Origin of the sequence: Erwinia rhapontici, assembly GCF_012271765.1 — a bacterium.
Lineage (GTDB): Bacteria > Pseudomonadota > Gammaproteobacteria > Enterobacterales > Enterobacteriaceae > Erwinia > Erwinia rhapontici.
Genome location: NZ_VRKO01000010.1, coordinates 464,111 through 487,289, shown reverse-complemented (window position 1 = coordinate 487,289; position 23,179 = coordinate 464,111). Strand labels below are relative to the sequence as shown.

Here is a 23,179-nt window from a genome sequence, read left to right as displayed (position 1 = left end):
GTAATGTAGTCACTTCTCAAAATTGACTCAAGGAATATCAATGTTCCCCCTCCGTACTCTTGCACTGGTGGTGAGCGCCGGCTTACTGGCGGGTTGCGCCGTCGGGCCGGATTATCATCGCCCGGATGCGCCACTTGCGGAACGCTATCAGGCGCAGTCGGCCGTCCAGCAGAGAAGCGCATCCCGGCCCGCCACTTTTGCTGAGTGGTGGGACGGCTTCGACGATCCCCTGTTAAGTCAGTTCGTTGCGGATGCCCTCGCGCAAAATCTCGACCTCGCCCAGGCCACTGCCCGCATGGCCCAGGCCCGTGCCGGACTGGGCGCGGCCACAGCAGCGCTGTTGCCCTCTGGTAACATCAGCGGGCAAGCGGCACGCGCGTATCAGTCGGCCGAAACCCCGCTGGGTCAGGTTCTCAGCGCCACGCAGGATTATAATCGCTACGGCAGTAGCGATGAAACCAATCTCAACGCAAGCTGGGAGATTGACGTATTTGGGGGGCTGCGACGTGGGCGACAGGCTGCACTCGCAGACTATCAGGCTTCCGAAGCGGGCGTTGCCGCAACCCGTCTTGCCGTCGCGGCGCAGACTGCCGATATCTATATCACCCTGCGCGGATTACAGACACGGCTGTCCATTGCGGAGAAACAGGTCAGTACGCAGCAGGAACTGCTGGAAAAGGTACAACTCCTGAACGCTAAAGGACTGGCGCCCGGGTATCAGGTTCGCCAGACCGAAGGGGAACTGGCGCAGGTTCAGGCAACCGTACCGGTTCTCCGTACGGGGCTTGATGCGGCCATAAATGCATTAGACGTTATGCTTGGCACGCCGCCCGGCACCCATCGCGCTGAGTTAGCGTTGCCGGGGGCCATTCCGCAGGCTCCGCAAATCGTCTCAACGGGCACACCTGCCGACCTGCTGCGCCGCAGGCCTGACATTATCGTGGCGGAACGTCGTCTCGCCGCCTCAAGTGTACGCATCGGCGTGGCCATCAGTGAGTATTATCCGAAGTTTTCACTCAGTGCACTGCTCGGCAGCGCAACCGCCGTGTCGGGGAATAACCTGTTCTCCGGCGGAGCCAGCCAGTCGGCAGGCGTGCTGGGACTGCGCTGGCGGATCTTCGATTTCGGTCGTATCAACGCCCAGATAAACCAGGCAAAGGGCCAGGAACAGGAGGCGCTCGCCGCTTATCGTCTGTCGGTATTACGCGCTACTGAAGACGTCGAAAATGCCTTCTCCGCTCTGATCAATCGCGAAACACAGGCAGCCACGCTGACACGAGGTGAAACCGCGCTGGCCAGCGCGCGCGAATCGTCATTCATTGCCTTCCAGCAGGGAACAGCCAGCCTGATTGACGTCCTGCATAACGATGAAACCCTGTTGCAGGCTTCCGATGCCAGAGTACAGGCCCAGACAGAATCCGCACGCGCCGCTGTCGCTACGTTCAGGGCGCTCGGAGGGGGTTGGCAGCCCCCGGAAGCGGCCCCAAAGCGTTCATAAATCGCGTGTCCGGGGACACACGGGCAAAGACATGACGAACCTTCTACCGCGGATAGCATCAGGTAACCGTACTGATAACCGGTGGTATGGATGAAAAAAACAGGTACTCCTGGCGTTAATACGTTAACCGAAGAACGGATCTGAGCACGTTTACCCGCCGGTGGTTGTGATGAGGAAATCAATCAATGTCTTTACTCGTTTCGTTTTACCCGCGCTTTTCGGGTAATAGACATAAACCGGTGGGTATGTTTTCCAGTAGCGCTCCATCACGGGGATCAGTTTTTCCCGATCCGGTTGTAAGCGGTGAATGGGTTCAAATAACCGTCCAATCCCCAGCCCGTTACGTATTCCGTCAGCCATCACCTCAATATCATTGCTGATTAACTGGCCGGGCATCTCAACGGTCAACTGCTCCCCGTGGTCATCCAGGATCAGGGGCAGAATTCGGTTGTTGGTGATGAAGCGATACCCGATAAGCTTGTGCTGATAGAGATCGGCGGGTGCCTCAGGCGTACCGTACTCGGCAAGATAGGCAGATGAGGCATACAGCCCTTCCCTGAAGGGCTTCATTAACGGGCGTGCCACTACGCCGCCATCCAAAATATCGCCAAAGCGGATCCCCAGGTCGAAGCGATCGTCAATGATATTCACAGTGCCGTCGTAAACTGAAATCTCTAGCTGGATACCCGGATACTGCTGACAAAACGCGGCCATCACGGGTTTGAGTATCAGCAAATACGCGAAGCGAGAGAGGGTAATCCTCACCAGACCTGACGGTTCCTGATTCTGATCGCGGATGCTTTGCAACGATTGCTCAAGCGAATCCATCGCTACTGCGGTTCGCTCAAGCAACTGCTGCCCGATATCGGTCAGCTCAATGCGCCGCGTGGTTCGTACAAAAAGCGGATGCCCAATGTGTTGCTCCAGCAACTTCAGGGCATGGCTCACTGAGGGAGGGGTAATTTCATGCTTACGAGCGGCCGCTGAGATACTGCCTTCCCGGGCAATACTTTGAAAAATACGTATCTGGTTATAAATGGCGTTATTCATAGCGTCATCCTCAAACAATAGCCACCTGATTGTTAGATACAGACTAAATATCCTTAAGTCAATGATGGCCTAATCTTCCCGAAAAAGTGAACTTATACTTCTCATCTGTTCAATCTGAGAGTCAGTTCGGGAGACTGAAATGCAAGTTCTATGTTTGGATAATTGGGGGCTGATATGCGGGATTATCGTGACAACCAGGATGCGCAACGCATTATCCGTGAGGTGTACAAAAGCGAATGAATAATATTCTGATTATTTCCGGCCATCCTGACCTGCGTTCATCCATCGGTAATGCAACCATTCTGCAAGAAGTGGCTGCTGCGCTGCCTGAGGCCGAAATTCGTCGTCTGGACTGGCTTTATCCTGACAGTAAAATCAACATCCAGGCGGAGCAGGACAGCCTGCTGAAAGCGGATGTGATTGTCTGGCAATTCCCTTTTTCGTGGTACTCGCTCCCGGGGATCATGAAGTTATGGCTGGATGAGGTTTTTATCCATGGATTCGCGCATGGCTCCATGGCAAAACTCGGCGGTAAAAAGCTTATCCTTTCATTTACGACGGGGGCTCCTCAGGCGCTGTATACCTCAGAGGGATTCTTTGGACATCGCGTCGAAGATTACCTCATCCCGTTAGAAACGACGGCCAGGCTTTGCAATTTTGAGCTGCTCAAACCTGTTTATACCTGCGGTATCAGCTATGCGGACAGGGATGCAGATAAAATTGCGCAACAAAAAACGATCGCAAGGGAACACGCATCACGGCTTATCGGGGTGCTTAATGCCGTCACCGACGGATACCCATTATCTTGATAACGTGCCATCAGCCGCAGGCTTTACCGGGGATCATGGCGAAAATTACGTCGAAAAAGAAAGATGTAAAACTGGTAGGCAGTTTATCGCACCACTGAAAAAGTGATTTTCCGTTATATGAATATTAACCCTCGACGATAAAGGTTATCTGTGAAAAACATTGGCGTAATGACCCTCAGTCTGATGATGAGCAGTTCCGTCATCGCGAAAGCAACGAATTCTCCGCACAGCCTGGTAATGAGTATTTTTGAGCTCAGCGTGAAACCGGATAAAAACCCGCAATATGATGAAATGGCAAGGGATACGATTTCCACGTCACTCGACGAGGAAGCGGGGACGCTGGCGATGTACGCCCTCAAGCATAAGGATCATCCGCAACAGGCTTACATGGTTGAAATATATAAAAACAAAGAGGCTTATCACCATCACCTTAATTCTGCGCAATATAAGAAATTTATTGCCCATGCCCCTGAAATAATCAACCAGAAGCATCAGATAAAGTTAACACCACAATTTCTCAGCGATAAGCCCGTGATACAAAATTCAGGAACCATCAATAATCTGGTGGTTGTCGATGTGAAACCTGAATTTCAGGAGGCATTTAAACGCATTGTCCTTCCTGAAATGGCGGAGTCCATCAGAATTGAGCAAGGCGTTCTTGCTATGTATGCCGCAACGGATGTGAACAATAAGTACCGCTGGTATTTTTATGAAATTTACGCCAGCGAGGCGGCTTATCAGCAACACAGGCAGACGCCGCACTTTCGGGACTACATCGCGCAGACAGCACACATGGCCGTCAGCAAAGAATCCCTCCCTGTCGCCCCGCTCTCTCTGCGAAATAAAGGCGAAATACGGTTTGTTGAGTGAGGCTTCAGCTTAGCCGTTCAGACAACAGGTGAGGCGCTAACATGAAAAAGGTCATTGCGGCAGCGGCAATGTCGCTTGTGCTTGCAGATGTGACGAATGCAAATGAAAAAAGAGGTGAAGCTATGTTGAAAACTGAACCATCAGGCCTTTCCGAGGCCGATATTCTGTCTGTCTCTCCGGCACTTGCCCGGTATGGTCGCGAAGCCATTACAGAGGATCTCTGGCAGCGCAATGCGCTTTCTCCACGGGACCGCAGCATGATTACCGTCGCCATCCTCATTGCCAGAAACCACCCCACTGAGTTGAAGTATTACCTCGAGGTCGCGCTAGACAGCGGCGTCACAGCGGCCGAAGTTTCGGAAATGATCACTCACCTTGCCTTCTATTCCGGCTGGCCAAATGCCATGTCGGCGATTAGTGTCACGAAAACTGTTTTTCAGGAGCGTGGGGTCAAGGCTGAAGATCTGCCTGACGCCTCACCGGAACTGTTACCGCTCAATCAGCAGGCAGAAAACCAGCGTTCGGAAACGGTGGAAAAAAATGTGGGTCCCCTTTCTCCGGGGCTGGTCAAATTCACCGCCACCCCTCTCTTCCTCGATCTCTGGCAGAGACCTGCGCTGAAGCCCCGTGACAGAAGTCTGGTGACGGTCAGCGCGTTAATCGCTTCGGGACAGAGTGCGCAAATTAGCTATCACCTTCATCGGGCGATGGATAATGGTCTGACGGCTGCAGAAGCCGGTGAAATTATCACTCAGGCAGCTTTCTATGCGGGCTGGCCAAATGCTTTTTCTGCGGCGCCGGTGGTGGGTGAAGTATTACGTACGCGGCTGCCCAAAGAGGATTAATACGCCTTACATGAAGGGTGGAGGGTTTTAGTACAACAATGAATTGACTCAACTAAAAATTAACCGTCAGAAACATTTCATGTAACCTAAGCGCACTTTTTTCAAATGGATAGCGGATACCCCCCTACCGGAGAAATGCTCAGTGATTGATGATTCTGCACGGCGCTGGTTGCTCGCGCTTTCAGCCCCGATGGTGGCGATAAATGCCGGAGCGGGTGCCGCCTACGACTGCGATCAGTTTTATCCGTTTGATACCGGCGTGGACCTGAGTGACAGCTGGGGCATTGATTCCCGTGAAGAGCTGTTTGAGATGATTGTCAGGATGAGCGACAACGGCCACGCGGACGATCTGGCCCATTACTTCAGGCTCTGGCACCGTCTGCCCCTGACAGAGTGGCAGGATTATGCGGCACATCAGGCGCCGGACGTACAGCCCCTGCTGGCACTGGTGGCTGACAGCGCGGTGATGTGCGGTGACGGCGGGATCCGCGCCTGGGATTTGGCAAGAATGGGCTTTCTTTGCCGTATCGCGCTGCTTAACGACTGGATTACGCCGCATGAAAACCTGTGGCTGCACAGCCGTCTGGCAGCGCGAACTCGTTACTACTACACCAGCTGGCAGCGCTATAACGCCGGTTTTATCATCGGAAGGCTCTACTGGCAGTCACTCAATGCCTCCGACGCCGATGCCCGGCGTTATGCCTTCAGTGCCGATGCCGGTAGCACCACCAATATTGAATTAATGCGCCAGCTTTACACGCATCCGGATAGCCCGGTATCCCAACTGCCGTGGCACATCGCGATGAATGAAATTGAGAAACCCGCATCATTGCCGGAGATGGATCTATGAGTAACCCGTCATGTTGGGAAACCCTGGGCATTGAACCGACGCAGGATCAGCAGGTGATTCGCCAGGCCTACCGCGACCTGCTGCCCACCTGCCACCCGGAAAGCAATCCGGAAGGGTTTAAGCGTCTGCGTGATGCCTATGAACAGGCGCGTAAAGGCGTGGATGAACCCGCCACCCTGATGCCGTTTGCGCCACCAGCCCCCCCGCCAGAAACCCCCTCAGCCGATCCCACGGGCCTGCTTGATGCCTTCAGCCAACTGATCGCCTCCCCCGCTGAGCGTTATCTGCCGATCAACTGGCTGCGGTTTATCAGCCAGCTCGACGCTCACCCCGTCGCCACCATCGACCAGCTCCGCTGGCCGTTACTGGAGGCCGTTTTGCAGGTGAATTTTGTCTCGGCCGACTGCCTGCTACTGCTGGCTAACCGCCTGCAATGGCGCATGCGTCTGCAGGAACTTGATCAGGACATGGGCGCACGGGCGGACGACTTACTGAACTTTGCCGAGGGCGGCGACATTTTCGATCTTTCGACGCTGGCCCCTCTCAGTCTGGCAGCACAGGACGAAACGCTGGGTTATTTCCATCAGATTCGGCACTTTTACTGGGAACAACCGACGGGCTGGTTGCGGCATCTGCTGAGAGAACCGCGTGTGATTTACTGGCCATCGTGTCCACGCCTGATGAAACAGGTAGCGCGCTGGTTTAATGTCGCGGCAGATTCTAACGCGGAGGTGCGTGACTACTGCCTGCGGCAACAGGAACGCCATCCGGATGACCCTGAGTGGCTTTATCTGAGCGCCAGCCACTGCAGTATGATGGGGGATCATGACACAGCCTTCCCGCTGTGGCTCATCCTGCATGAACAGTACCAGCATGCCGAAGCCGAACAATGGCTGCTGGCGTGGTGTGCCAGCCATTCTCCGGATTACCTGCCCCTGCTGATTCAGGCCTTTGACCGCCCGGATGTTCCGCCAGCGGCCTCCGCCACCGACGAGGAGGAAACCGCTTATCGGCCGCAGGCACAATCACCTCAAACGCTGGTGCGCTGGGCCGAAACGATACCTGTGGATGTGTCCCCTGTGGCCACTGACTTCATCAGCTGGAAATCAGGCCGCTATCGCGCGCAGGTGATGTTCCCGCATCTTTTGCAGGTCGATGGCTCGGATACACTGCTGCACCTCTACTGGCAGGCCAGCATGTTAACGATGGGCAACGAAGCCTTATTACAGGCTATTCTTGACCAGCCGCTTCCCGCGGCACCGCTGGAAGCGCTGATCTTACGCGGTCTGCAGCGCCAGGCCACACAGCGCCTGGCGTGGCTTCAGGGTTCACCGGTGCTGGCGGCGTTCAGCGCGTGGTTATCTGCGCCAGAAGAGACGCCGCTGCCTGAGATTTTCGCCGACGGCGAGGGTGCCGCCTGGAAGCAGAGCATCGCCTGGTTGTGGCACTGGCGCCCGCTTCCCCCTCACAGCCTGTCCAGGCTGGCACAACATCCGGGGTATGGCGAGAGCGTGTTGCCCGCGCATACCAGCTGGCTGTGCTATCTCCTCGGTCATGCCGATATTGCCTTGCCGGAAGAGGACCAGACGCCGCCGCACGATGCGCTGCGTCAGGTGATGCTGCTGGAGACGATGCTCGAACTGGATATCGACAACATCTCCCTGCTCAGCCAGCTGAAGGATTTCCCGCTGGATGAACAGCACCCCTTCTGGTCGATGTATCAGGTATTTACCCAAATTGACCCGGCTCAGGGTGATGAAGTTGGCCAGCTCAAAAGCCATCTGGACCTGAACAACTCGCTGCATTTCAACTGCTGGACCCGGCTGCCCGTCAGTATCGAAGAGTATATTGCGCGGCGTGAAGAGCTCTCATCTAACTCGGCTCACTATTTCTATCGTTATCAAGCCGAGTGGCAGTCACGGCTGGAGCAATCCCCCTTCGCGTATCAGGCCCTGTACCACGCGGTTTTCCTGTCGCATGACAATGCGCAGTATGCACAGGACAATCTGGATGCTCTGGAGGCCCTCACCGCCAGCTCGCCAGAAGAAGCCGCGTTTAAGCAGCAATTGCTGTTACGCCAGTTGCCGGTATTCCCGACAGACGACACGGTTGCCAGCGGGGCAAGCGACGCGTCGGCAATCGCCCTGGGGATCCATCAGCTTGGCAGCAATCCGGAATATTTGCTGGATGCTAAACTGAGTGCCGCTGCCGGCAACTGTGCTGACGACCCCGCGATGGATATCGCGTTGCGCTTAGCGGCAGCGACGATGCTGCAAGTCAATACCCGCCGTCAGAATGCGTTCGCACAGTACCCGCAGCGCCGCAGTTATTTCTGGCAGTTCTGGCGGGTTAATTCACGCCTGGGTCGGGTGGGGTTGATATTGCAGATTGTGCTGGGGAGCGAGCTCGCTATCCTGCTGGTAAACGCGATTGTCGCTGAAGGGCAGGTGGCGAATACCGCGCTGTCAGCGCTGCTGGTGGTGATGAACGTTTACAGCGCGATCGTGCGCCGTGGACGGGATTTGGGCCTGGCCTCTGCGGATAAACTGAAAGAGATTAAAATTCCGGTGCTGAAACTGCTGGGGATGTATCTGTTCAAACGCGGGATGCCTGAGCCAAACCGCTTTGGCCCTCCGCCCGGCTGGCGGCGAAAGAAATAGTCGGAAAGGTGTGTATGCCGCCCTGGTTCACGGGCGGCATATTTTTTTGGTTTTACAGCGTCATGTCCTTGAGCATGCCTTCCAGTTGCTGACGCAATGGCGCGATACGGCTTTCCTGTTGGCTGGCTAACGCCATTTCAAACTCTTCTAACCACAGGCCAATCTGTCCACGGGTATCGCCCAGCGATTGCGCCCAGGATTTCTCCAGACGCGCCAGCAAGTTGCGGTTCACCAGCGTGTCGCGGGGATGAATTTTCACCGCTGTTAACCGTTCACGGCTGCGCTGCTGCTGTTCCGGGCTGAGGCCAATCGGGCTGTGGTCGATCACTTTACTTAGTGACTCACCGCTTTCGGGCAAATGCACATCCACTTCCAGCAATCCGTTAATGTCATAACTGAAGCGCACGTCGATATTCTGTAACGCGCCGTTGGGTTTGACCGGCACCTGTAATTCATCGATAAAAATGTTGTTGGCGACCAGGGGATTCTCACCCTGATAGATAGCAATGCGGATAAACGTCTGTTCGACGTGACGGGTCGTGAACGTCTCCACCCGTGACGCCGGTACAACGGTATTACGCTCAAGGATCGGGGAAAATATCCCGCTCCTTTGCTCGCTGGCGGTGGCAATACCGAGCGTATAAGGGCAGACATCGGTGAGGATCACCTCTTCAATATCTTCATTACGCAAGCGACAGGCGGCCTGTGCGGCGGCACCGAGCGCAACAATGGTGGCAGGGTCCAGATGCTGGTGAGGCAACTTCCCGAACAGTTTCACCACCAGCTTCTGAATCACCGGCATACGCGATGCACCGCCGACCAGGACCAGATGATCAAGCTGCTCCGGCCGCAGACGGGCATCGTGCAGCGCCTGTTCTATCGGGGCTCGCAGACGCGTCATCAGCGGCAACCAGATCTGTTCAAGTTTCTCTTCATCAAACAAGAGCGTCCACGCCTTATCCTGCCACTGCCAGCTCAACTGATTCGGGGCATTATGCTGACCGAGCTGGCATTTTAGCTGTTCAGCACAATCGGAGAGGCGCGCCAGTTCGGTCGCGGGGATTGTCTCCGCGTTGAGCTTCCACTCACGGAGACAGGCATCAATCATCGCCTGGGTAAAATCTTCACCGCCCAGATAATTGTCGCCCGCCGAACCATGCACCTCGATCAGCGGCAGATCGTATTCCAGCACCGTGACGTCAAAGGTTCCCCCGCCGAGATCAAAGACCAGCGTGCGGCCGGTATTTTGGGTATGCAACCCGTAGGCCATGGAGGCGGCGGTCGGTTCGTTAATCAGCCTGACAGCATTGAGCCCTGCCAGTTCTGCGGCAAAGCGGGTCTGTTTGCGTTGTTCGTCGCTGAAATAGGCAGGCACCGAGATCACCACGTCGGAAATGTCATGACCAAGGTAAGCCTGAGCATCCGCTTTCAGGGATTTCAGCACCAGCGCCGATAACTCGGGCGCATCAAAGGTTTGTGTCTCAAGCCGAAACTGTTTCTTACTGCCCATAAAGCGCTTAAACAGCGCCGCTGAGCGCTGCGGATGGGTGGTCAGACGCGACAGTGCCGGGCGGCCAATCAGCATTTGTCCATCGTCATCCAGGCTCACCACCGACGGTGTTAAATATTCATTCAGCGCATTGGGGATCAGCCGTGCCTGGCCGTCCTGCCAGACGCTGATCAAACTGTTGGTGGTGCCTAAATCAATACCGATCGCCGGGACAGCCATCTTCAGTTCCGTCATGATTCTTTCTCATCAATGATGTGTTCCATCGATTTTATTCAATCATATTGAATTATAGAAGCCTTTGTCACACAGCAGAGTCACCATACTGTATCAAGCCGAGTGAAATTACCGGTGCTCGCTAGCCATCTGATGTTAGGTTCAGGGAGGTAACAGGGTGACAGTGGCCCACAAGAACGTGGACCCGGGGGTTTATCTGGCGTTATGCTCATCACGCTTTTGTTTCAGAGTAGAGGAAAGCCATTCCAGGAAGCCAAGAAGTGTTGGTGTGTGATATCTCGTATCCCCCACAGAGCCGTCGGTAAGTTCATTCAGGGCAACAACTGCGGACTCATTATCCGGGTAACATTGGCGGAAGTCGTCAATATTGGTAATCAGGTTATCGAGATAATGACCAGCATCTTCAACATAAATCTTAAAAGCAGAATCGACAATCTCTTGATAAGTTTCGCCATATTCATCGCTATCCTGTCCAAAAAAAACGATAAAAAAGGTACTGATAGTTGTGAATTTTTTCATTTTTAAAGCACCGGGGTCATGGCAATACTGAAACCGTTTTCCATCACATTTCCCTGTTATTAAACAATCCAGGGCTGAGGGTAAATAAGTGGGGTGACGCGGTAAATATTATCCTGTGCGACATCCTCTTTCTATAAAAACACTGACACGGCACTGTCATGTCACAAGTTCCCAGGGGTGAGCAAATAGCCACGGCGCTCGCTGGCGGCGTTTATTTTCCTGATGCTGCGGATCGGCAAAAGGAATGCTGTCGATCAGCGATCGCGTATAGTCACTGGCAGGCCGGGAGAACAACTCACTGACCCGCCCCTGCTCAACCACATGACCGTCTTTCAATACCAGCACCGACTGGCACAGGCTGCGCACCACCGCCAGGTCGTGGCTGATAAACAGGCAGGCAAACTGATACTCCTTTTGCAGATTGCGCAGCAGTGTGAGGATGCTTTCCTGGATAGAGACATCCAGTGCCGAGGTGGGTTCGTCAGCAATTAATAGCTGCGGGTTCAGCGCCAGCGCACGGGCAATCGCAATGCGCTGGCACTGCCCGCCTGAAATCTCATACGGATATTTCTGCTGCCATTCGGCGGGAAGCCCAACCTCCGTGATTAATGACGTCACCCGCTTGAGGATCGCCGCCTCTTTTAACGTGGTGTGCGTGCGCAAGGGTTCAGCAATCGACTGGCCGAGCGTCATGCGGGGATTCAGCGAGCTAAGCGGGTTCTGGAAAATAGCCCCAACCTGCGATTTAATCGCTTTGCTGCGCGTGCGGCTGGGATGATAAATCGCCTCGCCCGCCAGCGTCAGCGTTCCCTGGTGCGGTTTAATGATGCCCAGCAGGCTGCGACCCAGGGTGGTCTTCCCCGATCCGGACTCCCCCAGCAGGCCGAGGAACTCGCCTTTGCCGATGTTAAAAGAGACGCCATTAACAATATTATGGCGCTTGCCAAACCCTGCCGGATAACTGATGTGCACGTCATCCACCCGCACCAGTGCCTCAAACGTTTCCTCAACGGCGACCGGTGTTGATGTGGATGATGGGATCGCCGCCAGCAGCTGGCGGGTATAGGCACTTTCAGGCGCGCGGAACAGGGTTTTTGCCGCACTGTTTTCCTCTATTTTCCCGTGCCGCATTACAATCACCCGCTGTGCAATATCAGCGACCACGCCCATGTCGTGGGTGATCAGCAGCAGCGCCATACCGGACTGCTGGTTCAGGCTGAACAGCAGGTCGAGTATTTCCTGCTGAGTGGTCACGTCCAGCGCAGTGGTCGGCTCATCGGCAATCAGCATCTTCGGGCGTCCGGCCAGCGCCATCGCGATCATGATGCGCTGGATCTGGCCACCTGAGAATTGATGAGGGTAGTTCTTCAGGCGTTTATCCGCCTGCGGAATGCCCACCTGCGACAGCAGCTCAATGGCACGCGCCTTGCGCTGTGCAGCCTTGAGTGACGGATCGCACAGGGCAATCGACTCATCCAGCTGGGTGCCGACGGAGAAAACCGGGTCGAGCGATGACGTCGGGTCCTGAAATACCATCGCGATCTCCCGCCCTCTGAGGGTGGAAAGTTCAGTACGATTTAACCTCAGCAGATCGATACCCTGAAACAGGATCTTGCCGGAAACGATGGCATTCGCCGGTAATAATCCCGGGATCGCCTGCGCAATGGCCGATTTTCCAGCCCCCGACTCGCCGATGACGGCCAGTATTTCTCCGGCAGCGAGACTCAGGCTGACCTGATCCACTGCGGTCACGCCTGCGTCCTGCCCCGGATAGCACACGGACAGCCCTTCAATGCGGAGTAACGGTGTGTTATCCGGCATTGTCGATTAATCCCTGCGCCAGCCAGCTGTCTAACCGCGGAATGGCGATCGCATAGACTTTAAACGCGCGCTTCAGGTTTTCAATCGACACAAACTCGTCAGGGCCGTGCGGAGAGCCATGCCCGTCAGGGATAAAGTCAGGGCGCTCGCTGACGTTTTCACCGTTAAACAACGCCGATGCACCCCGGCCAAATCCCGGGCCAAAGGTGATGGCGTTCGGCAATACCCGCGCATGGGTGCCGCCGCCCATGGTGTAAGGGTCGGTTTTGGCGTCCGCTATCGCGTCATAGGTTTGCTGCAAGCGCTGCACCAGCAGGCTGTCTTTATCCACATGCATCGGCACGTCGTCACGCAGGATCGTTAAGCTGCCGTTCAGCGGCGCAATGGTCTGTTTCAGCGTCGCCAGCAAACCGTCTTTATCGGTAAAAATCGGATAGCGAATATCCAGATAGATCGCCACACCGTGCGCATTCGGGATCGCTAATCCCCCGTTCAACGTCAGCTTACCGGTCTGCTCATCTTCAAAGGCAATACCCGCTCCGTGCCCCCAGGGATCGGCCAGCAGCTGCGCAATCAGCGTTGCCGCATTGAGGTCTGCATCAGCCAGCAGCCCGGCACCCACGGCGGCATTCAGCAGCAGCGGGATGGCATTTTGCGTGTTTTCAGGAAAGGCGGCGTGCCCGGATTTGCCATGCGATACCAGCAGCACATCGCTGCCGTCAGGCGTAATCGACAGCGATTCGCGCAGCCCGGCAGGTAATCGGGCAAGCGCACTGTCAACGGTGGCAATGTCCGTAGCGGTCAAACGCAGTGTCGCACTGGCCGGAACGGCATTTTCCGCCACGCCCGCCGACAGACGGGATAACACCGGGCCGGTCGGGATCTGTAAAATCAGGTTCAGACCGCCTTTTTGCGCATAGTTGACGGGGAATGCGCCATCGGTGATCACGGAAAAGCGCGGAACCGGCCCGTTTTTCGCGAAGTATTTCATGTCGCCCATACCAATTTCTTCTGCGCCCCCGTAGATCACGCGCAGCTTGTGATGCAGGAAGACGCCGAGATCGCGGAAGGCACGCAGCAGGTAGAGGTCCAGCAGCGCCGGGCCTTTGTTATCCGATGCCCCGCGGCCAATAACGAAACCCTGTTTGTGGAACGGTTCGAACGGCGCAAAGGTCCAGTTATCGCCGGGTGGCACAACATCAAGATGCGAGATCAGCCCCAAATCCTGGGTCGCGTTGCGGTTATCCGCCAGCACAGACAGCGCGTGCCCCTGATGCGCTTCGGTGGCAAAGCCCAGCTTCTCCGCCTGCGCTTTAACGTGCTGGAAAATCGCGTCCACCTCGTTGCCATAGGGCTTGCCGTCCTGCGCTAATTTCTCATCGGCAATGCTCGGATAAGCCACCCATTGCAGCAGATCCTGAATGAATTCTTCACGGTGTTGCTCAAACCACTGTTCAATTTTTTCCGAAAAAGCGGTCTCCTCTGCGGAGAGATTTCCGGTAAAGCCTTTTTCCTGCAGTGACTGACTCATGCGCTTTTCCTTTTTTGGGAGAGTTTCAGCGAGTGAAGGTGGATATCTTTCACCGGGACCGCAGGCCGTGGATTTAACACCCGGGCAAGCCCCTCGCCGATAAAGTTGATCGCCAAAACCATCAACACAATGGTTAAGCCGGGGGGGATCCACAGCCACCATTCGTCATCAATGACTCTGATACTTTGCGCCGCCGACAGCATGTTGCCCCATGACGGCTGCGGCTGTTTGACGCCCAGCCCGATAAAGCTCAGCGCGGCTTCGGCAAGAATCGCATTCGCCACCGCGAGGGTAAGATTTACGACGATGGGCGCGCAGGCATTCCTCAGCAAATGCCGCCAGACAATCGTGAAGCTGCTCACGCCCATGGATTTTGCGGCCTGAACATAGCCGCTTTCGCGCAGCGACAGCAGTTCAGCGCGCACCAGCCGGGCGATACCCGTCCAGTGAAGCACGCCGATGATCAGAATCACGTTCCAGACGCTGGCACCCAGCAGGGCGGCGAGAGTTATCGCCATCGCGTAAAAGGGAAAACACATGATGATGTCGGTGATGCGCATAATGATCATATCGGCCACACCGCTTTTATAGCCCGCGATGCTGCCGAGTACGATGCCGATCGCCGCCTGAAAGAGCACCGCGGCCAGCGCGACCATGATGGATACGCGGCCGCCGTAGAGCAGCCGCGAGAAGACATCGCGGCCAATCTCATCGGTACCCAGCCAGTGTTCGCTGCCGGGCGGTGCCTCAATATTGTAGAGATCCATATCATCGGGGTTGTAGAGTGTCAGCCAGGGCGCGAAGAGGGAAAAAGCAGCAAGCAGCGTCAGTAGAATCAATCCACTGACGAAATAGTGATCCTTCAGCAGGGGATGCAGCCGGGTTCGCGGCCGCAGAGCCGCGTCATCATGGTTCAGCATCATCGGGTCAGCCTTACTCGCGGGTCGGCGAGTGCATAGAGAATATCCGCGAGGATATTGATGGCTAAAGTGATCACCGCCAGAAAGAGCACAATGCCCATCAACAGGGGAAAATCGCGTGACTGGATAGCATCAAAACTCAGACGTCCGATGCCCGGCCAGTTAAAGATAATCTCGGTCAGCAGCGTTGCCGAGAGCAGCGCCGGGATCTCCATCCCCACCACGGTAATCAGCGGTTTGGCGGCATTTTTCAGCAAATGCGGATAGATCACGCCCGATCGCCTCATTCCCCTGGCGAACAGCGCCTTGATAAAGTTCTGGTTAATTAACTCGCTGATGCTGGAACGCAGGTAACGGCTAAAAATAGCGATGTTGCCTAACGCCAGCGTGACTGCGGGCAAAACAAGGTGTTTAGCCACATCGACAATATGATCAAAACCGGTAAGGTGACTGCCCAGCGTAGAGACGCCCGAAACGGGAAACCAGCGCAGATTCATGGCAAAGACTTTCACCAGTAAAATGGCAATAAAAAATACCGGAATGGAGAGGATGACAAAAGACAACAGCGAGACCGCGATATCCGCCGTAGCACCACGGCGCAGACCGAGATAAATCCCCAGCGGCAGCGCCACGATTAAGGTGATCAACAGCGAACTGCCCGCCAGCAATAGCGTGTTGAAGACCCGTTCACCGATAAGCGTGAGTACCGGTGCCCCACTCTGTAAGGAGTAACCGAAGTCACCCACCATCGCTCGCGAAGCCCAGCGCAAGTATTGCAGCCATATCGGGTCCAGGTAGCCAGCCTGACGCAGCATTTCCTGTTTCTGCTCTGGCGTTGTTTCGGGCGAGATCATGCCGACCAGCGGATCGCCGGGCTGTAACTGTATTAAGAAGAAGACCAGCAGCGAGATGCCGATAAGCACCGGAACAGCGATCAGTAACCTGTGAAAAATAACCCTGAACATAAAAAATCCCGTGCTGAAGTGAACGGGTTTTACAGAAGAGGTGCTCTGTAAAACCCTGTACCGTGCAATGCGTTACTGTTTTACGCTCCAGCCAGCGACATCGGCGAAAGGTTCATAAGGGTAAGAGTGATAGCTTGTTATTCGCTTACTCAGGGCGTAGCCGATATTGGGGATGTAGAGCCAGACGTGCGGCACTTCTTCATTAATCCCGGTTAACCACCCGCCAACGCTGGTCTTGAGGGCGTCACGGTCGATGGTGGCATTAAACTGACTGGCGAAAGCGTCCAGCTGTGGGGTGGAGAATCGTTCCCACCAGAAGTTGTTATCATATTCGCCAGGCCTGAAAGTCCCTCCCATCAACACGCCATCGTAGACTTGCGCTTTGTCCTGCAAAATAGAGAGCGTGGCGTTGAAGTCGGCGACGTTAAGCACCACGTTGATGCCGATTTTTTTCAGGTTTTGCTGAATAACGGGTGCGGTGAGTTCGCGGGTGCGGTTCCCTGTCGGGTAGTTAATGGTTAGGGTGAAATCTTTGCCGTCTTTATCGACAACGCCATCACCGTTGGTGTCTGCCCAACCGGCTTCTTTTAATAACGCCTTCGCCTTTTCAGGGTTATAGGCATAATTATTTAACGCTTTAGGGTAGTAAGGGCTGTGCGGATTATCTTTGGTATTGAATATCTGAGCGTGACCGTAGAGTAATTTATCGACAATCGCCTGTCGGTCAATGCCATAGACCAGCGCCTGTCTGACCCGGCGATCGGACAGATTTTTATTGCGCGTATCCAGTGATAAATACTGTGCACCTACGCCCGGCTGCTCAATAATCTGAATGCCGGCATTTTTATACGTCTGTAAATCGCGGCCATTCCATGATGAGAGTTCAGCAATATCAACGTCGCCATTGATCAGCTCATTCTGTACCGTCTGTGCGTTAGAGACTTTAAATATCAGCGTTTTGGTTTTCGGTTTTCCGCCGTAATAGTCGTCGTTGCGTTCCAGCTTGACGTACTGATCCGGGAGAAACTCGACAAACTTGTAAGGGCCGGTGCCGACCGGGTTGCGCAGCAGGTCAGTCGCTTTATTCCACTCTTTAACCGGGACTTTGCTCCAGATATGTTGGGCCAGCACAGGACGGTCGGCAAAGTGAGAGAAGGCCGCAGCATACGGGGCTACAAAGGTGAAGCTCAGGGTTTGCGCGTCAATCACCTTGATGCCCGCTAAACGGTCCGTTTTACCCATATGGTAATCCTCGTAACCCACCAGGTGTTTGACAAAGCCAGGGGTGTCTTTCGGGAAGCCCGCATCGGCTTCGGTGGCATAGGTAAAATAGACATCTTCCGCGGTAAACGCGGTGCCATCATGCCATTTCACGCCCGGTTTTAAATGCAGCGTCAGTGTTTTTCCGTCAGCCGAGTAGTCATATTTTTCAGCGAGAGACGGTTTTGGGTTTTGCTGTTCATCGAGGGTAAACAAGCGGCCAAACAGAGTGAATATAACCGCGCGATCGTAGTCAGTAAAATAAAGCGTGGGATGGAAGTTACCGCTGGGATTGCTCCATATTGCGTAGCGAATAATATTATTACTGTTGTTATTCTCTGCCGCTGCAACGTTAAACGCCGTCAGGCTCATTGCCGCAAAAGCAATGGCTTTTGAAAATCCCTTCATTCCCACCCCAGATAAAGTTGTCATAATTCACCCCGTCATTTTACTTCCAGAGGTAAATTAATAATAAGCCCATCGTTAATACGCCATTTTTAACAACGTTACTGTTTGAAACAAACACAAGCAAATAGAATGATTGGTAATGGTTATCTGATTATGTTGCAAGTGAGGTGACGGCACGCTGACGCCCACGGGCGCACAGCCAGATTCGCCAGCTGGCTGAAAATTCGTTATTATCCGCTCCCACTCGCTACCGGGGCAGTCTGATGTCTGTGATTTTCGATACCTTTATTGCCCCACCCTGCCATGACAAGATTGAAGTCCTGTATCAGGACGATCACCTGGTGCTGATCAATAAACCCGCCGGGCTGCTCAGCCTCTCGGGGAAAAATCCGCTCAATCTCGATTCAGTGCATCACCGGCTGGTACAGCTTTTCCCCGGCTGCACCCTGATCCACCGGCTTGATTTCGGCACTTCCGGGCTGATGGTGATTGCGCGCAATAAGGCGATCAATGCCGCCCTTTGCCAGCAGTTCAGCCAGCGTACGGTGACCAAGGTGTACAGTGCACTGTTGTGCGGGCATCTGGATAATGATGAAGGGATCATTGATGCGGCGATTGCCCGCGATCCGGCGCTGTTCCCGCTGATGTCGATTTGTGCCATCCACGGTAAACCCGCCCGCTCCCGCTATCGGGTCGTTGAGCGCATTGTTCAGGAGCAGGAAGACGGGACGTTACTGCCTGTGACGCGGGTACAGCTCACCCCGGAGACCGGGCGCACCCACCAGCTACGCATTCACTGCCAGCAGCTGGGCCACCCGATTCTGGGCTGCGATCTGTATGGCGGTCGCCTGTTGCCAGGCACCGAACTGACGCCGCGGATGATGCTGCACGCCAGTGAATTACATTTTGTTCATCCGATCAGCGAAGTGCCGATCAACGCCTGCAATGCCTCGCCGTTCTGATTTACCACATCAAATCATCAGGTACTTTGAAATCAGCATACGGATCGTCTTCGTTTTGCTCTTCCAGGCTCAGGGCGCTATTTAACACAATGCTGCCTGCATCGCGCTGCGCAATCTTATCGGCGACCACGGCGGGAATGATGACGTATTCGCTTTCGCCGCTGTTGCCGAGCAAACGTGCAATGGCGAGGCGACCGCTGATAAGCTGAGCTTGCGTGGCCTTATCGACGGCGATTTTCTTAATCAGGTTGTTATCGGTGAAATTAAAATCAATGTTGCCTTTGGCAATGTCGACTTTGTTCATCTCAATCAGCTGCTTCACCTGCGCTTTATACTCTTTCGATAACGCCGCCTGCTTCTGCTGTTCACTGAGCAGCTTATCCCGCTCGATCTGCGCTTTTTTATTCTCTTCTACCGCTTCTCTGGCCTCACGGGCCTGAGCCTTAGATTTTTTGACCGTTCTCTGAACTTTGGCCATTTTTTTGCTGCTGACTAATCCTGCTTTCAGCATCTGCTCTTGCAAGGTGAGTTTTGTCATGTTCGCTTCTAAATCCGTTGAATAATGCGGGGGATTATACCTTTAATTTTTAGGGCTGTACCAGGTTGCGCCAAAATAGCCAGCCTTGCCGGATGGCCCCACAGGCTGTTTACTCTGCTACTGCGCACTCTCTGCAAACGGCACTTTCACTTCCCGACTGACGGTGGTGGTTATCTCAGACTTATCGGTAAACGACGGCCAGTCGGAAGATTTGGTGATGAACTCCCAGGCATAGTACGCCTTCCCCTGGTCCAGTATTTTCAACTGCAAAACACGCCAGCTCTCATCGTGACAATGGGACTTGCGGGCATAATCCTGTTCAGAGAAACAGGCCCGGATCATTTCACGGGAGGAAAACAGAATATCTTTGAAGGCGGCGTTGTAACTTCCGTCATCATTCAACTGCATAAAGTCGGCGTAATTTTCTTCACGCCCGCCGCCCGAATACCCCGTCGACCATTGCGACACCAGGGCCACCGCCTGTTGGCTTTGGTTCAGGGGATATAACGCGGGATAGAGTGTGACACCGTTTGCAGACAGCTCATCATCCCCCTCGTTCTTATCACTGTGACTGTGATGATACGGGCTAAAATCCCACGTTCCTTTCACGCGCCAGGTGCTGCCCGTTTTCTCAATCTTCATCAACTCGGGGGAGGAATTGATTAAATAGACGGTGTTCGCATCGGCCTTGCTCTTCCATAAGGTGGTTTCTTTCCCGGCGTTACAGCGATCTTTTAAAGCGGCACACAAACTGTTGTACTGATCGCTGCCGCTTTTCACCGCCGTCAATGCCAGCGGCCTGATGGAAGGTGGCACCTCAGCCGCCAGGACGGATGCCGATGCCACGGCCAGAAACGGAACCCAAAACCTGATCATAGTGCTCTCAAATAATGATGACGTATCAAGCAATTATGAAGAATACGCAAAACGATGCAAAGCAGTAATCAACGCAGGCGCGTCAGATGTCGATATAACGCAGTCGCCTGCGTGCGCGTGAGGGGGGCTCCAGGGCCGCCTTCGCTATTGCCGCACCGATATCAGCGCTGACGGTAATACCCTGCACAAACGGCCGATCGTGCATTAAATAAGGCAAGGCACCGAATGCAATGCGCCCCCGAGCACTCTCCGGTGACAGCAATGTGTAATCGTTACCGACGTCAGGAATCTCATCCCCACAGGACTGCAACTGGGCGCGCAACGTCGGAAATGGCAGGTCACGGGTCTTCAGCGGTTTTTGCCCGCGGGCATCAATAAAGACATCAAACACCCGCGTTTGCCCTTCAGCGGAAATCACGGTCTGGTTGTCATCTTCGTGCAGATGATAATCCTGCCCGAGGGCCTGGATGCTGATGATCCCGGCCTCGCGCAGCGCCAGCAGTCGACGGATCGACTGTGATGGAATAGCGGCATAATTATCGATAAACACACGGGCCAGACCACCGTTGAATCTTTTCGCGTCTTTGTCATTGAGAAAAGGGACGATTTCTTCAACGGCTTCGTGTAAACGCAGCACGGTATAACGCCAGGCCACCGTGTGTTTTTCGCGCTTATTGCGCTCGACTTCATTAAGATTGGCGCAGGCCCAGTGAAAAGGGTCATGCTGATGCCGATCGGCGAACCAGGCTGCGGAAAAACCGTCGACGTCCAGCGTCCGCAGCGAGATATGTTGGCTCCAGGCCGGATCGCTTTGTGCCATCTCCTCAACCATCAGCCCGAACACCCGGTCGAGCAGGCCGTCCGCTCCCTCTGCAATGGCGTTTTCGATGGCCTCTGGCGTGACGATGTTCAACGGTTCATAAGGGAGCGGGCAATAAAAATCGGCCTCCGGCAGGATGCCTGTGCGCGACATCAGCGTGATGTTCAGCCGCTCACTTCCCTTATTCAGTCTGAAGGTTATCTGTTCGTCATCGCCTTCTTTAAATGTCCCATGCTGAGCCACCACTGCCATTGCCGCATCAATGCCACTCAGCGACGTGCCCATAATGCCGACTTCACATGGGGGAATACGGGCATCCATGAGCCCGGACCAGGGGCTGGGGAAAAAGGTGCGGGTCGCCTTGCTGTCATCAGGCCAGACATGCCCTGTGGCAATCACCGCAAGATCAAACAGCGCCGGGATGCGTTCACCCTGCGCCCAGATATGCACGCCCTGGGAGGTGGCTTCCAGATCGGTCACCTGGCACGCTTCGTGGATATTGACTTCAAAACCCTGGCGTTTAGCCTGAGCGACGATTTCCAGAAACTGGTGGCGGAAATATTCACCCAGCAGGATCCGCGGCAGGAACTGCCGCACATGCAGGGAAGAAGCCTCGACGCCATAGCGAGCCAGATGGCTGTCACTCAGGGTGCGCAGCCACGCAATATAGGTGATAAAAACAGGCGGAATTTCAATACTGGCGATATTGGCCAGCATCATCCGCGAGTTATCTTCATCGCTGTAGGGCATGCCGACGCCCGCCTCGGCGGCCTGCTCATAGACAGAGACAGACAGCGGTTGCGGATTGCCCAGCAGTGCATAAAACGTATAAATGCCTGTTGGCCCCGCCCCGATGATGGCTATCTTTTTCATTGCCGCTCCCGCCTTATTATTGTTGTTAAATCCAGCTATTTTCCGGGAATACCTCTTTTCTGAATGAATGCCATTCCCCCCCTTTCCTGAACAACGCTCATCAGCCGGTAGATCAAGTCTATATGACTATTTTCGTTGTGCGCGTGGTCAGTGCCATTACGGCACTGGCCAGGGTAAAAAGTGCGATAATCCAGCCCATGGTCCAGGGCGTGCCATCGCTAAACAGCGCCAGTAGCAGCGAGGAGATAATGCCGCTGCCGTACTGCAACGATCCCACCAGTGCCGATGCCGAACCCGCCATCTCCGGCGCAGCATCCAGCGCAGCTGCGGTCGATGTTGCCGCGATAATGCCGTTCATGGAGAAGAAAACGAATACCGCCGCGATAATCAGGCCTATCCCGCCCATGCCAGACCCGGTCGCCACCGCTAATAGCAGTGCGGCAAGTGCGGCAACGGAGGCGGCACACTTAAGCAGTGTTTCCAGCGGATAGCGATGTACCAGCCGTCGGTTCACCATGCTGACCGCCATTAATCCGACAATATTCACGGCAAACAGCCAGCCGTAATGCGCGGGTTCAACACCAAAATACGAGATGTAAACAAAGGGTGAGCCGGTAATAAACGCATAGGCCGCGACATAATAAAACGTCACGCAAAGCGTAAAGCGCATAAAGGTGGCATGCGTCAGTAAGCGGTAATAATTGCGAAAGGCACCGGACAGGGAGGCTTTCACCCGTTTTGATTCAGGCAGAGTTTCAGGCAGCCAGGCGATTGCCAGCAGCATCACGGCACCGATTATCGCCAGCAGCCAGAAAATGGCATGCCAGGAGGCGATGTGAATCATCTGCCCCCCCAGCAGCGGCCCGGCTATCGGGGCAATGGCCATGACGATCATCAACGTGGACATCATCTGTGCCGCACGGGTACGGCTGTAGAGATCGCGGATCATCGCCCTGGCCAGCATCGGCCCGGTACAGGCACCCAGCGCCTGAAATACCCGCCAGAAGACGATATGCACGATATCAGTGGATAAGGCACAGCCCACCGACCCCATCACAAACAGCACCATACCGATGCACATCGGCAAACGCCGACCGAAGTGATCGCTGATCGGTCCCCAGACCAGTTGAGCTATGCAAAAACCGATTAAGAAGCCGGTGATGGTCAGTTCCGCATCGCCCTGTAAATCTTTCGCCATCACGGGCATGGCGGGCAGATAAATATCGGTCGATAACGAGGTAATGGCCATTAGTGCACTGAGGATCAGTACAAAGGTAAAGCCGGTGGTTTTTGGGGTGGCTAACGGCGTATGCGCCTGAGAGTCAGTCATGACAATCCATCGGGACAGAAAGGGAGAACG

At 54.7% G+C, this 23,179-nt stretch carries 19 protein-coding genes; 7 read left to right on the top strand and 12 right to left on the bottom strand.

Translation table 11 applies throughout. From position 1 onward, the window contains the following. Positions 1–40 precede the first annotated feature (40 nt). Complete coding sequence (locus FVB43_RS07505; protein ID WP_167863703.1) at positions 41–1,498, top strand: efflux transporter outer membrane subunit; 1,458 nt, start codon at positions 41–43, stop codon at positions 1,496–1,498. Positions 1,499–1,648: 150 nt separating this feature from the next. Here FVB43_RS07505 and FVB43_RS07500 read toward each other — a convergent pair whose 3' ends face one another. Continuing rightward, positions 1,649–2,548, bottom strand: coding sequence for a LysR substrate-binding domain-containing protein (locus tag FVB43_RS07500; RefSeq protein WP_133841641.1), 900 nt, complete (start codon positions 2,546–2,548; stop codon positions 1,649–1,651). Positions 2,549–2,784: 236 nt separating this feature from the next. Here FVB43_RS07500 and FVB43_RS07495 point away from each other — a divergent pair, with 236 nt between their 5' ends. The 5 genes from FVB43_RS07495 to FVB43_RS07475 all read left to right on the top strand — a co-directional run bounded on the left by FVB43_RS07495 (position 2,785) and on the right by FVB43_RS07475 (position 8,582). Next, complete coding sequence (locus FVB43_RS07495) at positions 2,785–3,357, top strand: NAD(P)H-dependent oxidoreductase (RefSeq protein ID WP_167863702.1); 573 nt, start codon at positions 2,785–2,787, stop codon at positions 3,355–3,357. Positions 3,358–3,507: 150 nt separating this feature from the next. Continuing rightward, positions 3,508–4,227 (top strand): putative quinol monooxygenase, encoded by a 720-nt coding sequence (locus tag FVB43_RS07490; RefSeq protein ID WP_238337008.1) that lies wholly within the window; start codon positions 3,508–3,510, stop codon positions 4,225–4,227. 41 nt (positions 4,228–4,268) lie between these two features. After that, complete coding sequence (locus FVB43_RS07485) at positions 4,269–5,072, top strand: carboxymuconolactone decarboxylase family protein (protein ID WP_159336405.1); 804 nt, start codon at positions 4,269–4,271, stop codon at positions 5,070–5,072. A 142-nt stretch (positions 5,073–5,214) separates the two neighbouring features. Continuing rightward, positions 5,215–5,922, top strand: a complete 708-nt coding sequence (locus FVB43_RS07480; protein ID WP_242462122.1) for a DUF1266 domain-containing protein — start codon at positions 5,215–5,217, stop codon at positions 5,920–5,922. Then, positions 5,919–8,582: a hypothetical protein gene (locus FVB43_RS07475; protein ID WP_167863701.1), complete on the top strand. Its 2,664-nt coding sequence runs from the start codon at positions 5,919–5,921 to the stop codon at positions 8,580–8,582. The genes FVB43_RS07480 and FVB43_RS07475 overlap by 4 nt, the downstream gene beginning before the upstream one ends. Before the next feature lie 52 nt (positions 8,583–8,634). Here FVB43_RS07475 and FVB43_RS07470 read toward each other — a convergent pair whose 3' ends face one another. From FVB43_RS07470 to FVB43_RS07440, 7 genes are all read right to left on the bottom strand, one after another. Beyond that, a complete protein-coding gene (locus FVB43_RS07470) occupies positions 8,635–10,317 on the bottom strand; it encodes an Hsp70 family protein (protein WP_374760142.1) in 1,683 nt (560 codons plus the stop codon). A 201-nt stretch (positions 10,318–10,518) separates the two neighbouring features. Then, entirely contained in the window at positions 10,519–10,845 is a 327-nt protein-coding gene (locus tag FVB43_RS07465) for a hypothetical protein (RefSeq protein WP_167863700.1), read from the bottom strand. Positions 10,846–11,001: 156 nt separating this feature from the next. Then, positions 11,002–12,666 carry a dipeptide ABC transporter ATP-binding protein gene (locus tag FVB43_RS07460; RefSeq protein WP_167863699.1) on the bottom strand — a complete coding sequence of 555 codons (1,665 nt, stop codon included), beginning with the start codon at positions 12,664–12,666 and terminating at the stop codon, positions 11,002–11,004. Next, on the bottom strand, positions 12,656–14,197 hold the full coding sequence (locus FVB43_RS07455; protein ID WP_167863698.1) for a Sapep family Mn(2+)-dependent dipeptidase: 1,542 nt from the start codon (positions 14,195–14,197) through the stop codon (positions 12,656–12,658). Before FVB43_RS07455 ends, FVB43_RS07460 begins: the two co-directional genes overlap by 11 nt. Continuing rightward, positions 14,194–15,120: an oligopeptide ABC transporter permease gene (opp4C, locus tag FVB43_RS07450; protein WP_197931260.1), complete on the bottom strand. Its 927-nt coding sequence runs from the start codon at positions 15,118–15,120 to the stop codon at positions 14,194–14,196. The genes FVB43_RS07455 and opp4C overlap by 4 nt, the downstream gene beginning before the upstream one ends. Then, the gene (locus tag FVB43_RS07445; protein WP_133841635.1) at positions 15,117–16,082 is read right to left on the bottom strand and encodes an ABC transporter permease; all 966 of its coding nucleotides are present in this window, start codon (positions 16,080–16,082) and stop codon (positions 15,117–15,119) included. Before FVB43_RS07445 ends, opp4C begins: the two co-directional genes overlap by 4 nt. 72 nt (positions 16,083–16,154) lie before the next feature. Further along, on the bottom strand, positions 16,155–17,774 hold the full coding sequence (locus FVB43_RS07440) for an ABC transporter substrate-binding protein (protein ID WP_242462121.1): 1,620 nt from the start codon (positions 17,772–17,774) through the stop codon (positions 16,155–16,157). Between the two features lie 239 nt (positions 17,775–18,013). On the opposite strand from FVB43_RS07440, the gene FVB43_RS07435 reads away from it, so the two are divergent. Then, positions 18,014–18,712 carry an RluA family pseudouridine synthase gene (locus FVB43_RS07435; RefSeq protein ID WP_133841634.1) on the top strand — a complete coding sequence of 233 codons (699 nt, stop codon included), beginning with the start codon at positions 18,014–18,016 and terminating at the stop codon, positions 18,710–18,712. A 1-nt stretch (position 18,713) separates the two neighbouring features. Here the strand turns inward: FVB43_RS07435 and FVB43_RS07430 are convergent, their stop codons facing one another. From FVB43_RS07430 to FVB43_RS07415, 4 genes are all read right to left on the bottom strand, one after another. Next, positions 18,714–19,250, bottom strand: a complete 537-nt coding sequence (locus FVB43_RS07430; RefSeq protein ID WP_133841633.1) for a DUF2058 domain-containing protein — start codon at positions 19,248–19,250, stop codon at positions 18,714–18,716. A 117-nt stretch (positions 19,251–19,367) separates the two neighbouring features. After that, complete coding sequence (locus tag FVB43_RS07425) at positions 19,368–20,126, bottom strand: hypothetical protein (protein ID WP_167863697.1); 759 nt, start codon at positions 20,124–20,126, stop codon at positions 19,368–19,370. A gap of 82 nt (positions 20,127–20,208) precedes the next feature. After that, positions 20,209–21,819, bottom strand: coding sequence for an FAD-NAD(P)-binding protein (locus FVB43_RS07420; protein WP_167863696.1), 1,611 nt, complete (start codon positions 21,817–21,819; stop codon positions 20,209–20,211). 118 nt (positions 21,820–21,937) lie between these two features. Beyond that, on the bottom strand, positions 21,938–23,149 hold the full coding sequence (locus FVB43_RS07415; protein ID WP_159336400.1) for a multidrug effflux MFS transporter: 1,212 nt from the start codon (positions 23,147–23,149) through the stop codon (positions 21,938–21,940). Positions 23,150–23,179: the final 30 nt, after the last annotated feature.